The sequence below is a fragment of the Proteus vulgaris genome, assembly GCF_033708015.1.
Classification (GTDB): domain Bacteria; phylum Pseudomonadota; class Gammaproteobacteria; order Enterobacterales; family Enterobacteriaceae; genus Proteus.
In genome coordinates this window covers 3,465,178-3,479,537 of the sequence record NZ_CP137920.1, presented here as the reverse complement: position 1 = coordinate 3,479,537, position 14,360 = coordinate 3,465,178, and the positions used below count along the sequence as shown (strand labels likewise).

General features: G+C 37.0%; 11 protein-coding genes. 10 read left to right on the top strand and 1 reads right to left on the bottom strand.

Going from position 1 to position 14,360, the window contains the following annotated elements; all coding sequences use genetic code 11:
• Positions 1-267 precede the first annotated feature (267 nt).
• From SB028_RS16375 to SB028_RS16330, 10 genes are all read left to right on the top strand, one after another.
• The gene (locus SB028_RS16375) at positions 268-1,557 is read left to right on the top strand and encodes an ABC transporter substrate-binding protein (protein ID WP_069369709.1); all 1,290 of its coding nucleotides are present in this window, start codon (positions 268-270) and stop codon (positions 1,555-1,557) included.
• 57 nt (positions 1,558-1,614) lie between these two features.
• Positions 1,615-3,990, top strand: a complete 2,376-nt coding sequence (locus tag SB028_RS16370; RefSeq protein WP_069369708.1) for an ATP-binding protein — start codon at positions 1,615-1,617, stop codon at positions 3,988-3,990.
• Positions 3,968-5,245, top strand: coding sequence for a sigma-54-dependent transcriptional regulator (locus SB028_RS16365; protein WP_069369707.1), 1,278 nt, complete (start codon positions 3,968-3,970; stop codon positions 5,243-5,245). Before SB028_RS16370 ends, SB028_RS16365 begins: the two co-directional genes overlap by 23 nt.
• Before the next feature lie 1,230 nt (positions 5,246-6,475).
• Entirely contained in the window at positions 6,476-7,042 is a 567-nt protein-coding gene (locus SB028_RS16360; protein ID WP_069369706.1) for a fimbrial protein, read from the top strand.
• 96 nt (positions 7,043-7,138) lie between these two features.
• Positions 7,139-9,634, top strand: coding sequence for a fimbria/pilus outer membrane usher protein (locus tag SB028_RS16355; RefSeq protein ID WP_248619975.1), 2,496 nt, complete (start codon positions 7,139-7,141; stop codon positions 9,632-9,634).
• Positions 9,635-9,660: 26 nt separating this feature from the next.
• Positions 9,661-10,407, top strand: coding sequence for a fimbria/pilus periplasmic chaperone (locus tag SB028_RS16350; protein ID WP_069369704.1), 747 nt, complete (start codon positions 9,661-9,663; stop codon positions 10,405-10,407).
• Between the two features lie 5 nt (positions 10,408-10,412).
• On the top strand, positions 10,413-10,898 hold the full coding sequence (locus SB028_RS16345; RefSeq protein WP_069369703.1) for a fimbrial protein: 486 nt from the start codon (positions 10,413-10,415) through the stop codon (positions 10,896-10,898).
• 16 nt (positions 10,899-10,914) lie between these two features.
• Positions 10,915-11,406, top strand: coding sequence for a fimbrial protein (locus SB028_RS16340; protein ID WP_069369702.1), 492 nt, complete (start codon positions 10,915-10,917; stop codon positions 11,404-11,406).
• On the top strand, positions 11,406-11,942 hold the full coding sequence (locus tag SB028_RS16335) for a fimbrial protein (protein WP_318859667.1): 537 nt from the start codon (positions 11,406-11,408) through the stop codon (positions 11,940-11,942). The genes SB028_RS16340 and SB028_RS16335 overlap by 1 nt, the downstream gene beginning before the upstream one ends.
• Positions 11,943-11,948: 6 nt before the next feature.
• Positions 11,949-12,785, top strand: a complete 837-nt coding sequence (locus SB028_RS16330; protein WP_077885161.1) for a hypothetical protein — start codon at positions 11,949-11,951, stop codon at positions 12,783-12,785.
• A gap of 104 nt (positions 12,786-12,889) precedes the next feature.
• On the opposite strand, the gene dhaM is transcribed toward SB028_RS16330, so the two are convergent.
• Positions 12,890-14,338, bottom strand: a complete 1,449-nt coding sequence (gene dhaM, locus SB028_RS16325; protein WP_069369699.1) for a dihydroxyacetone kinase phosphoryl donor subunit DhaM — start codon at positions 14,336-14,338, stop codon at positions 12,890-12,892.
• Positions 14,339-14,360: the final 22 nt, after the last annotated feature.

Here is a 14,360-nt window from a genome sequence, read left to right as displayed (position 1 = left end):
TTCAGAGCTGATGCTATTCATTTAGGTCATCTTGGTGCAAAAGAGAGAATTTGAGTCATCGATGACACATTCTGCTGAATCGGTGAGTCAAATTTGTAACATTGCTATTAGGTGTTGGTTTAAAAATGAGTGAAGATATCGTCATATCATTGTTGTAAATGGGTCATTAAGGACTCATTAGTTCAAAATAATAAATATTGCTAAATATCAGAAGTTTGAAGTTCGACACATTTTTATGTTTATTCAAAACAAAACCAGGGGTATGTCATGAGAATAAAAATAGTATTAAGCCTCGTCTGTTTATTGTTTAGTTGGCTGTTTATCACACCTGTGCGTAGTGATGAGCAGCCACTTGTTATACTGACGACACTTTCAGATACACCAATGCGACCACTTACAGAGGCCTTTAGTGCTCGTTATCCAGACACTAAAGTGCAAGTGGTTTATCGTCGCGTCGCGATTGCAACACGGATGATGAAACAATACCCCACACAGCCAGTTGATATTGTGATGTCGTCATCGGCTAACTTTTTTCATCATCTAGACAGAGAAGGGTTACTCGCGCGATTACCCGTAAATTACGAAACGCCGAAATGGCTAACACGCCATAGTGATATATTAAACGATAAAATAACCACTGTTGGCTATTCTGGTATTGGCATTATGAGTAATACGCAATACCTACAAAAGCTGGGTATTCCAGCACCTAAAAGCTGGGTTGATTTAAGTGATCCGATTTACCAAGGGCACTTAACCATGACCACTCCGGCAAACTCTGGCACGATGCAATTGATGGTGGAAAATGTGCTACAAGAGTACGGCTGGGAGCGTGGATGGCAGATCCTACTCGAAACCAGTGGTAACCTTTCTTCAATTTCGGCACGGAGTTCTCGTGTCAGTGATGCTATCGCCAGAGGCATTGTCGGCGCTGGACCCATTATCGATAACTACGCTTTTAACCATCAAAAGCGATTTGATTTTGTCGAATTTAGCTATTTTGATAAGTCGATTATTTTACCCGCTTATGTCGCTATTGTTGCCGAAAGCAGTAAAAGAGACACCGCCGCCAAATTTATCGCCTTTCTTTTATCGGATGAAGGACAAGAGATCATCTATAAAAGTGATATGGCAAAGATCCCATTAAGCAAAGCAATCTTACGTAATAACGATGAACTTGCTAATAACACGGAATTTATTTTAAACAGCAATGAGGCTTATCGTCGTAGTGAAGTCGTTAATGCATTATTTGATCAAATGATCACCCATAATTTTCCGTTAATGCGCCAAGTTTGGAATGATATTCACGAAGCAGAAAGACAGGAAAATAAAACGCCAGAACGTATTTCTGCGATTAGTAAAGCGAGAAAAATAGCAAGCTCGGTACTTATTAGTGAAAAAGAGGCTAATTCACCGACATTACAAGCCTTATTTATGAAGGAAGCGGATCAGCGGGAATACTCTGATCAAGCACTCGCTGTGCTGTATCAATGGCGTACATTAGAAGCTGAAAGGTTGGAACAAGCATTAGTTTTATTGAAAGAGACAAAATCACCCTAACCGCCTTGTGGTTCAAATATACAGCAGGAAGCGCTGTTTTTATGAAAGGTATTACGGATGAAATTATTAGTGCCTAAACAATTTGGCAAACTAGGTAGACGCCTGTATATGGCGTTTATCTTTAGTTCTTTACTCACCTTATTAATTGGTGTGGTTATCTTTTTTATGTGGGGAAAACTGGCGACACAAATTAATGCGTCAGTAGGAGGATCGCTACCGATGTTAACCACCAGCTATAATATGGAACGTTATAGCACCAATTTACAAATGCTATTAAAAGAGCGAGAGCAGACACAGCGAAAATCAGTCTCAGAGCAACAGCAGCAGGAAATTCATCAGTTACTCGATAATTTGCGTGAATTTCCTATTGAACAAAAACCACAGCGTGCTTTTTATACTCAACTTGTTGATGAGCTAACAGAGCTTATTAATCAACAAGATATGTTATTGGATAAACGGCGCGAACTAGAAAACCGCCTTGCACAATTATTAGGGCAATTGGCATGGATGCATGACGCCGTTGGTGAAGATATTAAACCGCTACTGAATGAAATTGAGTGGCATGTTAGCCAAATGATCAATGAGAAAAACGTACAGGAAAACAGCTTACAGCTATTATTAGAATCTACGTTACTACAAGAGTTATTTACCACAGAAAATGAGTTAATTAGTTTAGTCGAAGAGATTGCTCACCAACGTTATAGTCGTGATATTGATGTCGCTTTTCATTATATCAGCGTTAAAATTGACGAAATCATCGCCTTAAATCAGAAGCTAAAAAGTTATCCATCGACGATTGCTCACCGCCAAGTATTACAAGAGATTATTGCGATCACTCGTTATGACGGTGATATCTATCAAACACTGATTGATGATGTCGATAACGAGAAAAAGCTCAAAGCATTAACCCCTGAACTGAATGAAAAATTATCACAGTTTGATAATGCCGTAAGAGGCAATGTTTTTGCTACAAGTGAAGCACTCAATAAGCTTAATGATAATACCCGTAAGCTTATGGCTACGGGGAAGATTGTTATTGTTGTTATCATTATTGCGTCACTATTGCTGAGTATTATTGTGATGAAAATCTTGATTGATAGAAGACTTATCGCCAGATTGAATAAACTCAGTGATGACTTAGCGCATGTTGCCAAAGGTCATTTAACAGAGCCTGTACTGATTGAAGGGCAAGATGAAATTGGTCTGTTAAGTCGACGGCTTCGTCGATTTTGGCGTCAAATGAAAGAAGTGGAAGCCAGTAATGCGTTAAATCTTATTAATAATACCGATGCGAGTTTAATTACCTGTCACCACGATGGCAGAATGGAAACCGTTAATCCAAGTGCAGCAACGCTACTAGGAACAGGAAAAGAGCAAAGTAATAAGCCACTTTGGCTACTGTTTAGTGGTGAGGCGAGCACAATGCTTAAAGCGCAATTTAGCTCAACCAGTCAGCTTTATCGTTTAGGGCAGAGTGAATGTATTATTCGAATGGTAAAAGCGGGTGAACCCCATTTCTTACAATTTAATATTCGAGAATATCCACATAAAGATGAACACAAATATATTGTGACTATCACCGATATTACGCGCCAAGAGTTAAGCCGATTAGAGCTTCAACAAATGGTGGCATTAAAAACACAAGATTTACAGGATAAAAACCAACAATTAAATGAAGAAATGTTGCGCCGTGAGCAAGCACAAAAACATTTAATTCAGACCCAAGAAGAGTTAGTACAAGCGGCTAAAATGGCGGTTGTTGGGCAGGCGATGACAAGCCTTGCACATGAGCTTAATCAACCACTCTCTGCAATCAACACCTATCTATACAGTGCAAAACTGACCATACAGATGGGAAAGTATGATCAATTACCTGATTCTATCGAACGTATTGAAAAGCTGTGTGCACGAATGAATCGGATCATTACGGCATTGCGTAATTTTTCACGTAAATCGCCGTCTGAAATTAGCTTTGTTTCAGCACCATTAAAAGAGTTGGTCGATAGTGCGATGGTGCTGGTGGAGTCTCGCTCTAAACGAGAGCAGTGCATTATTACGAATAATATTCCTGATGAATTAACCATTTGTGCAGACCCAACACAAATTGAGCAAGTTTTGGTTAATTTGTTTGTTAATGCAATGGATGCCATTGCGGGTGGGGGGGAAAGTCAGATCACCATTGATCTTTTATCTGTTGATCCCAAACGAAAATTAGTGGCGATTGCCGACAGTGGAAAAGGATTCAATTCAGAGGTTTTACCAAAACTATTTACCCCATTTACAACCACAAAAGATGTGGGGCTTGGGTTAGGGTTATCCATTTGCCGTTCAATTATGCAACGGTTTGGTTATGAAATTTACTTGGCTTCTACATTAAAGGGTGGCGCCATGGTTGTTTTGGAGTTTACAGATGACACAATCACACATGCCTGATATCGACGTTTTATTAATTGATGACGATGAAGATATTCTTGAATCTTATCGTCATTTACTCAATCTTGCGGGGATGGTTGCTAGAGTAACCGACTCTCCAGAAAAAGCATTAAGCCTTTTAACACCAGAATGGCAGGGGGCTGTTGTGCTTGATATTTATATGCCAGCAATGAATGGCATGGAGGTATTAGAGCGCATTAAAGACATTGACGCTCGTATTCCGGTTATCATGATCACGGGGCATGGCGATATACCGTTAGCGGTGGAAGCGGTAAAAAAAGGCGCTTATGATTTTATTGAGAAACCCATTAATCCCCCTGTTTTTTTAGCGTTAGTGGCGAAAGCACATAAAGAGCGTCAATCTATTCTCTCACTTAGAAATGCGGTAATAAGCACCACACAAGAGCGATTAGTGGGAGACAGTGCGCAAATCACTGCGATCAGAGAACAAGTACAACAAATTGCCGATATCGATAAAGATTTAATGATAGAGGGGGAGATGGGAACAGGGCGTCATCTACTTGCTCAATTATTGCATGAATTAAGCCCGCACAGTGATAAAGCGATCCAAACAGTCGATTGTCAGAATCTATCGGATATCAAACAAGTGATTGCTCAAATTGAGGCGGATGAAGTCGGAACACTGATTTTACGTTCCCCTTATGATTTATCATCAGAAGCACAACGCTGGTTAAGCTCTTATCTGCTTGATATGGAACGCCAAGGAAAACGCCATTTTAGAACGATTGCGATTTTAGAAAACAATACCCAGCAGTTAGTAACAGAAGGTCGATTAATTCCTGAATTCTATTACTATTTTTCGCAAATCACTTTTTCACTGCCTCCATTAAGTGCAAGACGCCCCGATATTATTCCGTTATTTAGAGCTTTCTTACGACAAAGCGCACAGCGTCTTGGTATTGCAGTACCCAAGATTGATCGTAATTACCTCGATATTTTAAAGCGCTACGATTGGCCGGGTAATATTCGTGAGTTACGAAATGTTGCCGAACTCTATGCAGTCGGTATTGTAAAAATGGTGGATAGTGAACAACATCGCGCCATTATTCCACCAGAAGGCCCTTTGGATAATCTGGTAGATGAGTATGAGCGTCGATTAATTGAAGATGCCTTATATTTATTTGCGGGGCGAGTGAGTGACGTAGCGGATTATTTGGGTATTCCTCGTAAGAAGCTGTATTTACGAATGAAAAAACACGATCTTGATAAAGAAAGTTATAAACCCAAAGTTTAATTTACGTGTTGTTTAATAACCAAGAAGCGCCATACTTGGCGCTTTTTCACAGTTTTTTAGCTCACTTTTTCTGATGTCTTATTTTTTATTCCCCGCTCTTTGTTTATTTTACCATCACAAAATTAGCACTCATAACAATATCAGCTTAAAATTCTTTTTCTTGAGTCAGTAAATAACATTGAGATGTTCTTAAAAAGAGTAATCATTAGAAAAACTATTAAATAAACAGTAGAAATAGTTTATTTAAAATGATTATGAAGAGTAGGGATAAAATACCATAAAGTTAATTTTAAAATTAATAATATAAAGCTATTTGTTATCAGTAAATTAAGAAAATAAAACAGTGTTTTTATCATTGTTAATTGAATGTGTCATTTTTAAGTATGGGAAAATATAAATGAACTTATTTGACTCTTTATTTATGATTTATTTTAGTTCTTATTAAGAATAGAAAAAATGATATTTAAACATTTTTGTCATAATTAGATAATCTAATTTTTAATTAATTAATAAAATATAATATAAAGTTTTAATTGAGATAAATCCTAAGTGGTTTTGTATATATGTTGTGTTTGTTTATTTAAAAAGATGAAGATATTTATATTAAACTATTTTTTGATATAAAAAGCTAAGAAATAGTGGTTTCTTGGTTTTTGTATTTTTATTACTCATTGTAAGTGTTAATGATGACAATTTTATTTTTTATTAAGTAATAATATCTAACATACCTTTAATTTTAGGTTTAAATACTTAAGTTACTCATTTAATGAATTGTTTTATTTAGTAACTATCATGGATTGTTACTAATAATATCATTTTTTGACTTTTGACTTAACTTACACCTTTTGCGAGTATTTTATTGCAAAACAAGTGAGGAAATAATATTTAAATCGTTTCTTTGCTTTAATTTTTTATTCTTACTTTCTGATTAAATTTTATTACTTATTTATATGTCCAATTAAGATGTTTTTATTAATTAAGGAATTTAATTTCTAAAACATTTAAATATGACGTTAAAAAGTGAATATGATTAATTTATTCCATAAATTAATTTTAATATGAATGCAAAGGACGCATTTGTAGGATATCCCCTATTTGATTTTTATAAATCAATATTAATGGAACAGTGAATTTTAAATTGTAAAAAAGCGGTGAGGTTGTATTACCTATCGCTTATTTAGTCAGAAACCAAGAAATATCAATATCTTTATTGTGTATAAAGGAAATTTTATGAAATTTACTAAATTAGCTTTAGGTGTTGCGTTATCTTTAGTTGTTGCTGCTCCTACTTTAGCTGCTGATCCAGTGGAAAGTAGTGAAGGTAAAGTGCGTTTTACTGGCTTTATTAATGATGTTCCATGTTCAATCGATGATAAAAGTTTAGATCAAACCGTTAAATTTGGTGAAATCGCATTGCATGAACTGACTAGCGATAAATATCGCTCAAATAGCGAGAACTTCGATATTGTCCTGAAAAACTGTTCAACTGACACTTATAAAACTGCAAAAGTGTCATTTACGGGCGCAACTGTAAGTGGTTTTGACGGTTATACGGGTGAATTACTGGGTCTAGGTGGCAAAGTGCAAAACGCAGGTATTGTTATCACTGACCGTGGTAATAACCCAATCACTTTTGGTCAAGGTTTCCCAGCAACAGGTCATGCTTTAAGTAATGGTGATGGTTCTGTTACTACTCTGCAATTCGCCGCTTATGTGAAAGGTAATGAGGCAGATGATAAGAAAGCAACAACGGGTTCTTTCGACACAGTAGCTAACTTCAAAGTTATTTACGAATAATTGTTGTTTTTTATTTAATAAGATGTGTGGCGTCTAGGCGCCATGCATCTCATCAATATTATCTTCTGTTAATAATGCTGAGGATGGCATAGCAAAATGAAAAGCATGAAAATAAATACGATCACAAAAGTAATGCTTTTATTCTTTTTCCCTTTTTCGTTACCTGTTTCTGCAGAAGAAGCAGTCGATTTTAATACCGACTTCTTAACAGATAAAGGTATTGAAAATACCGATTTTACAAAATTTTCTTATGCAAACTATATTCAGCCTGGCTCTCATTTATTGGTCACAGACGTTAATAAACAAAGAGTAAGAAACGAAGAACCGATACTCTTTTTTGCACCAGATTACAACGCAGAACTCTCTATTCCTTGTATTACTCCAGATGTTTATCCTCTTTTGGGTTTAAAGCCTGAATGGGAAAAAAAAGTCACTTGGCTAACAACGAATAATATTCAGTGTCTTGATTTCCGTTCAGTTCCTAATATGAATGCAGTAGGTGATCTCTATACCGGCATTCTCAATATCAGTATTCCTCAAGCCTTTATGGAGTATCAAGATCCGAGTTGGGATCCGCCTTCTCGTTGGGATGATGGCATTGCTGGTTTTTTTGTTGATTACAATATGAATAACCGTCTAATTCGCTATGAACATAATGGTAAAGGCACCGAAACTGGCACCAATATTACCGGTATTATGGGCATTAATATGGGGGCATGGCGTTTTCGTTCTGACTGGCAAGCGTCTGGCGGGAATTTAAATAGTGATGAGAAATCATGGCGCTGGAATCAGCTTTATGTCTTTCGTGCTATTCGTTCTTTAGGTGCAAAACTTACGTTAGGTGAACAATATTTATCCTCTGAACTTTTTGATAGTTTCCGTTATTTGGGCGCTTCTTTAGAAAGCGATAATGCAATGATCCCACCTCGCTTACAAGGCTACGCACCGGAGATAGCTGGCGTGGCGAGAACAAATGCTACGGTAGTTGTTCGCCAAGATGGGCGTATTGTTTACCAAAATGAAGTCACTCCAGGGCCGTTTCGTATTCAAGATGTCAATACATTCGGGGGCGGTACCTTAGATGTTTCTATTGAAGAACAAGACGGCTCTGTTCAACGATTTAAAATGGAAACCTCACGTTTAGGAACACTGACTCGACCAGGACAGTTTTTATACAAATTGGTAATGGGTAAACCCACTAAAAATGAACATGATACAGAAGGTCCCGCATTTTCATTAGGATCATTTTCATGGGGGGCGGCGAATAACACCACGCTTTATGGTGGATTATTGGCATCAACGGAATATCAAAATATCGCTTTAGGTTTAGGGCAAGACTTGGCCCCATTTGGGGTGCTCTCTTTTAATATTTCCGCTTCACGCGCTGAAATGGGCAGTAACTTTGATGATAAAACCTTATCTGGTACGTCTTATAATGTGACCTATTCAAAACAATTTGATGAAATAAATAGTCAGATAACGTTTGCAGGTTATCGCTTTTCTCAACGTGATTACTTAAGTATGACGCAGTTTTTAGATGGGCGTTATCGAGGACTTGAGATCGATAGTGGTAAAGAACTTTATACTGCGGTATTTGGTACGGCGTTCCCTAATTATAATATTAATACCTATTTAAACTATTCTCGCCAAACCTATTGGAATCGCCCTTCAACAGATAACTACAGCTTTACGGTTTCAAGTTATTTTGATTGGGCTGATTTTAAAAATCTTTCGATTAATTTGTCAGCTTATAAAGTGGAATCTAGTTATAACAATGATGAAGGGGTGTATGTGTCATTGGGGGTGCCACTTGAGCGTAATGATGCCAATATTAGTTATTCGGGATCGTTTAATCGTCATAATACAAACAACAGTGTTAACTATTATGAGCGCTTAAATGATCGTAGTACTTATAATCTTTCAGCAGGAACTTGGGATAGCAATAAAGTTAATCTCTCTGGGTTCTATAATTATGATGGCAATTTAGCCAAGCTTACCACGAGTGGAACCTATACTGAGAGCAATCAAAGTGCCTTATCAATGCAATTGATGGGCGGAATAACCGTCACGCCAGAAGGCGGTGCATTCCACCGTGTGACCTCAATGGGCAATTCACGCATATTGGTTGATACCAATAATGTTCAAGATATTCCCATTAGAACGGGACTCACCCCGATTGAAACCAACCGTCACGGTAAAGCGGTTTTAATGGGCGTACAAAATTATTCTCGTAGCAATATCACAATTGATATTAATAATCTTCCTGAGAAAGCCGATGCTGTTCAATCATCGCAATATGCCACGTTAACCGAAGGAGCGATTGGTTATCGCAAATTTAATGTGGTTGAAGGTGAAAAAGTTTTAGCGGTGATCACCACGGAAAATAATAAACATCCTCCTTTTGGTGCTAGTGTTTATAACAAAGACAAATTAGAAGTCGGCATTATTTCAGATGACGGTTTTGTGTATTTATCAGGTGTAAAAGCAGGTGAAACGTTAGACCTTGCGTGGAATGGTGAAACTTGCCAATTTCAATTACCTCAAGTGCTAGAAAATAATTTAAGCAATATGTTATTGCTTCCTTGTAAGTAATTAAATTTAAGTCAACGGTGAATGAAATGAAATATATCAACATAAGAACATTGGGCGCTATTGTTACACTTTGCCTTTTTTCTCAATCCGCTTATTCCGCTATCGCATTAGATAGAACTCGTGTTTTATATAATGAAGGTGAGCGCTCAGTCAGTATGATTTTAGAAAATGAAAATCAATCTAAACCTTACCTAGCACAGTCTTGGCTTGAAAATAGCCATGATGAAAAGATTAATTCTCCTTTTGTGGTAACACCGCCAGTTCAACGCATTGAAGCTGGAAACAAAAGCCAAATAAAAATACAAGCATTGCCAGCAACGAATATGTTACCGACTGATCGAGAAAGTATTTATTATCTTAATGTGCGTGAAATTCCTCCTCGTAGTGATTCTCCCAATGTTTTGCAAATTGCATTACAGACAAAAATTAAGATGTTTTATCGACCAAAGAGCATTGTTGTACCTAGCCGTTTAGAGGCTAATCCAATGGAAAAAGACATTGTGATTGAAAAACAGGGCGGACATTACAATGTGAAAAATCCTTCACCTTATTATCTGACTATCACCAAAGTGAGAAAAAATAATACTGAGGTTAAGGGGTTTGAGGCGGTGATGATTGAACCTTTTGGTCAACGTACATTAGGTACAGAAGTCGGTGATTTAGGCGCAGCGCCAGCAATTGAATATCTCAATGATTTTGGCGGTTTGGTTGAACTTACTTTCCAATGCCGTGGAAATATTTGTTCAGCCAATATCAAAGATAAGAAGGCGTAATCATTATGCTTATATTCCGAGGTGTAATACTGTTTTTTTGTATGAGTTTTCTTTCTCCTTCTGCATGGGCCGTTTCTGGTTTTTTAAAAGTCACGGTGAGCGGGAGTGTAGAGTCACGTCCTTGCAAGATTAACGATGGTAAACCTATCGAAGTGAATTTTAATGATGTGATGACCACAAGAATAGAAAATGAAAATTATAAACAAAAAATGGATTACACCTTGGATTGTAAAACAACAGGTAATCCCAATATGTCGATAAAATTCACAGGCGATAATGCAGGATTTGACACTCGTTACCTAAAAACAAGTGTAACTAACTTAGGTGTGCTCTTTAAAGCTGAAGATAACAATATTTATATGGGAAATTCGTTCCAATTTAAATATGAAACACCCCCCGCGCTTTATGCTGTACTCGTTAAAAAAAGTGGCTCGGCACTACCAACGGGCACTTTTAATGCAACTGCAACCATGCAGGTTTATTACAATTAACAGAGGAATAAACAATATGCATTATTATCCATTCCTCATCATGTTATTTTTATTTTCAATATCATCTTCACTTAGTTTGGCAAAAGATAATGAAGCACAAGTACTGATTAAAGGTAATTTATTAACACCACCACCTTGTAAAGTGAATGATGGCAATATGATTGAGGTGAATTTTGGTCCTGTGGCGATAAAAACAATCAAAGATTATGACCAAAAAAGAGAAATTAATTACCAAATTACGTGTGAAGAAAATTTAAATAACTGGAATATGTATTTATCGATTGATGGAAGTAAAAGTAGCTTCGATCCTAATGGCCTGAGAACCAATATTAATGAATTAGCTGTAAAATTTATGATGGGCGATTCTATTATTGATTTAAATAAAAAATACTCGGTTAATTTGAATAACCCTGAAAAAATTTGGGCAGTATTAGTGAAAAAAGAAAATAGTGAATTGGCACCCGGTAATTTCACTGCAGGCGGCACTTTATTTGTGGAGTACCAATAATGAATAAATCAATGTTATCTGCTTGTCTTATTGGTGGTTGTTTATTATTTTCTTCTTCTGTTTTTGCAGCTGAAAATCTTAATATCTTTGGTTCATTAATTATCGCGCCCTGTAAAGTATTACCCGAAAATGCTCAAGTCAATGTGGTATTTGATGAAATTCGCTTGGATGATATTTATAAAAGTTATTTTGAATTCGAGAAAAAGGATTTCAAAATTATTTTATCAGAGTGTGATATCTCTATTGCTAAGCAAGTAAAAATTAAGTTTGAAGGGCAAACTCATAATGAACTTGCTGGCTTATTAGCATTAGATGATAGCGCTAATAATCCTGACTTAGGAATAAAAATTACGACTAAAGAAGGTGTCCCTGTTAAATTAGGGGATTACACCAGCTTATATAATATTCCTAATAATGGCATTTTTGAGCTTAACTTTATTGCTTATTTACAAGCAACAGCAAAAGCTATTGCAGACAAATCAATTAAACCGGGGCACTTCTCTGCGACTGCCGTGTTTTCTTTGAAATATGAGTAAAAGATAATGAAAAAAATACAGCAACTTTTAAAGTTATTCATTGTGTTATGGAGTTGTTCTCTTATTAATGTGCAAGCCGCAGGCTATTTTTCTTATATTACTTCTATTACAAAGCCTGAAACACGTTATCATTTTGTCATGGAATATTGGCACGCGACTGAAACGTACCCTAACCCATGTGCTTTAGTGCTTCCTGGAAGAGCACGGTGTTATATACAAATAAACCATCTACATAAAGGGAAAGACACAGGTGGTGTTGCCGATAGGGCGCCTTGGCGTTGTCGTGAAAATATTGCCGATCTACCGAATGAAAAAGCGGTAGTTGATTATTTGGTTAATCAATGTGGTTTATCTTTTCCTTATGTTGGTTATAGTCAGCATGCTGGGTCGGTGAAAACAGACGAATGTATAGGCTTCTTTTTAACAACGAGTGCAGGAGGAGGGAGTGGCAAGCTTGTTCCTAATGGTGTTTGTGGTATAGCCCCCCCTCCAGCAGGAAAATGTGCATTTGTCAGTGATAATTTAACCTTGTCTCATGGCGTGCTTGATGTGGCACAAGTTAATAATCATGAAGTGACACGGCAATTTTCTTTTACTTGTAATACCGATATGCCAGTCAGAATATCAAGTGCACAAGTTGATCATTATTTAGATCTTAATCCAGATAGAAGTATCCGCTCATTTTTAACCTTAAATGGCTCTCCTGCATCGATTGGCACTGAAGTTAATGCAATACAAAATCAATATATGACTGTTGATATTACCTCGAAACTTCAAACCTTTGGAACACCTTCATTAGGTAACTTTAGCGGTACTACGACATTGGTATTATCAATACCCTAATAATTATAAGAGTCAATAATGACCTATTATCGATAGCGTTTTTCGTTGACTTACCCGCACATTATTGTGCGGGTTTTTTTTATGTGGTTAATTTGAAACGAAGTTTATCGCGTTATCGGTTCAATCACTAATTCGCCCTTATTGGTATCTAATGTTAATTTTTGGGATTCAGTGACTTTTAATACCGCAGAACCTAAATTAACTAACATAGGTAAGCGCATTTCAGCCGCGATAATGGCGCTGTGAGAGTGACTATCCCCTTTTGCTAAAACAATACCGACCAATTGACTATCAATTAGTTGAATTAATGTAGAAGGAAAAAGCTCTTTTGCGACCAAAATAGCGGGTTGTGAAGGGACAAAACTTGGGCGAGTTTTATCTTGTAAATGATAAAGCACTTGATTACGCAGATCACGAAGATCGAGTTCACGCGCGCGTAAATAGGGATCGGTAAGTGCACAATACAACTGTGTTCTTTCTTGCATTTCATCCGACCAACTTTGCTGGGCGCTGATTTTCTCTTCTTTGATACGATCAATCACGCTTGTTATTAACTCATCATCATCTAACATCATGATATGGCCGTTAAAAATAGCGCCAATATGCTCACCTAATTTTTGGCTAGCTTTATTGGCACTCTGTTTGAGTGCTTTTAGTGTACTTTTTATTGCAAAATTAAATTTGCCAATTTCAGCATCAATATTAATCGGTTTTGATAAATCTTCGAGGGGAGAGAGTTCTATTTCATGCCAAATAAAAGCCGGTGCTTTAACTTGAGATACTGGGGTTAAATGACCTTTTAATGTAATGGTATTAGAATCTGAAGGTAACTCTTCACCAAAGCCATTTCGAGCAAGTTCAAGAAAAGCCGCAATCGCCTCATCTTCTTGTTCACCCGAGGCAATGAGTGTTATCTCATCACCTTGATGAATTTGTATTAATGAAAGCTGATTTAAACTGAGCGGATTAATACGTCTATCCCCTTTAACTAATTGATAATCAGCTTGAAAAGCAGAAAGAACCTCAACTAAAGTTGCGGCGGGTCTTACGTGTAAACCATGGGGATTACGTACTATCCAACTTGCCTCTTTGCCGTGAATTTTAACAGGGGCATTAATATCGTTTTTAGGTTGAACGAAATTTTCACCGAGTTGGATCTTCTTTGGATATAAAGAATTTGAAGCTTCCTCAATCACTTTTTCTAGAGATGCCCCGGAAGATGCGGCCACAACGGCTGCAAGCGTACCTTCAACTAAAGGCGCTGAGCAGAGGGTGACTTTCTCAGCAAGTTCTGGATCAAGTAACTCAATCGCCGTTTCTGCACTTAATATTGCACTCCCTAAATCCATCATCACAACAATAGATTGTGCTTGTGAAAGCGATTCTATTGCCGTCATAATTTTAACGGCATCCGTACCAATCGCATGCTCTTCATCATTGACACCTGCGGCAACAGCAAGTTGGCAATGCGTTGGATTAAGCATCTGACTGGCAAGTTCTGCCACACCATCAGCGAGATGTTTACTATGAGAAACAATAACAATATTTATCATGGTAGACCTTTATTGGTTGCTT

Bases quoted from the DNA above. Each gene is read 5' to 3' on its own strand.
- SB028_RS16375 (WP_069369709.1), top strand. From the start codon at position 268: ATGAGAATAAAAATAGTATTAAGCCTCGTCTGTTTATTGTTTAGTTGG.
- SB028_RS16370 (WP_069369708.1), top strand. From the start codon at position 1,615: ATGAAATTATTAGTGCCTAAACAATTTGGCAAACTAGGTAGACGCCTG.
- SB028_RS16365 (WP_069369707.1), top strand. From the start codon at position 3,968: ATGACACAATCACACATGCCTGATATCGACGTTTTATTAATTGATGAC.
- SB028_RS16360 (WP_069369706.1), top strand. From the start codon at position 6,476: ATGAAATTTACTAAATTAGCTTTAGGTGTTGCGTTATCTTTAGTTGTT.
- SB028_RS16355 (WP_248619975.1), top strand. From the start codon at position 7,139: ATGAAAAGCATGAAAATAAATACGATCACAAAAGTAATGCTTTTATTC.
- SB028_RS16350 (WP_069369704.1), top strand. From the start codon at position 9,661: ATGAAATATATCAACATAAGAACATTGGGCGCTATTGTTACACTTTGC.
- SB028_RS16345 (WP_069369703.1), top strand. From the start codon at position 10,413: ATGCTTATATTCCGAGGTGTAATACTGTTTTTTTGTATGAGTTTTCTT.
- SB028_RS16340 (WP_069369702.1), top strand. From the start codon at position 10,915: ATGCATTATTATCCATTCCTCATCATGTTATTTTTATTTTCAATATCA.
- SB028_RS16335 (WP_318859667.1), top strand. From the start codon at position 11,406: ATGAATAAATCAATGTTATCTGCTTGTCTTATTGGTGGTTGTTTATTA.
- SB028_RS16330 (WP_077885161.1), top strand. From the start codon at position 11,949: ATGAAAAAAATACAGCAACTTTTAAAGTTATTCATTGTGTTATGGAGT.
- dhaM (WP_069369699.1), bottom strand. From the start codon at position 14,338: ATGATAAATATTGTTATTGTTTCTCATAGTAAACATCTCGCTGATGGT.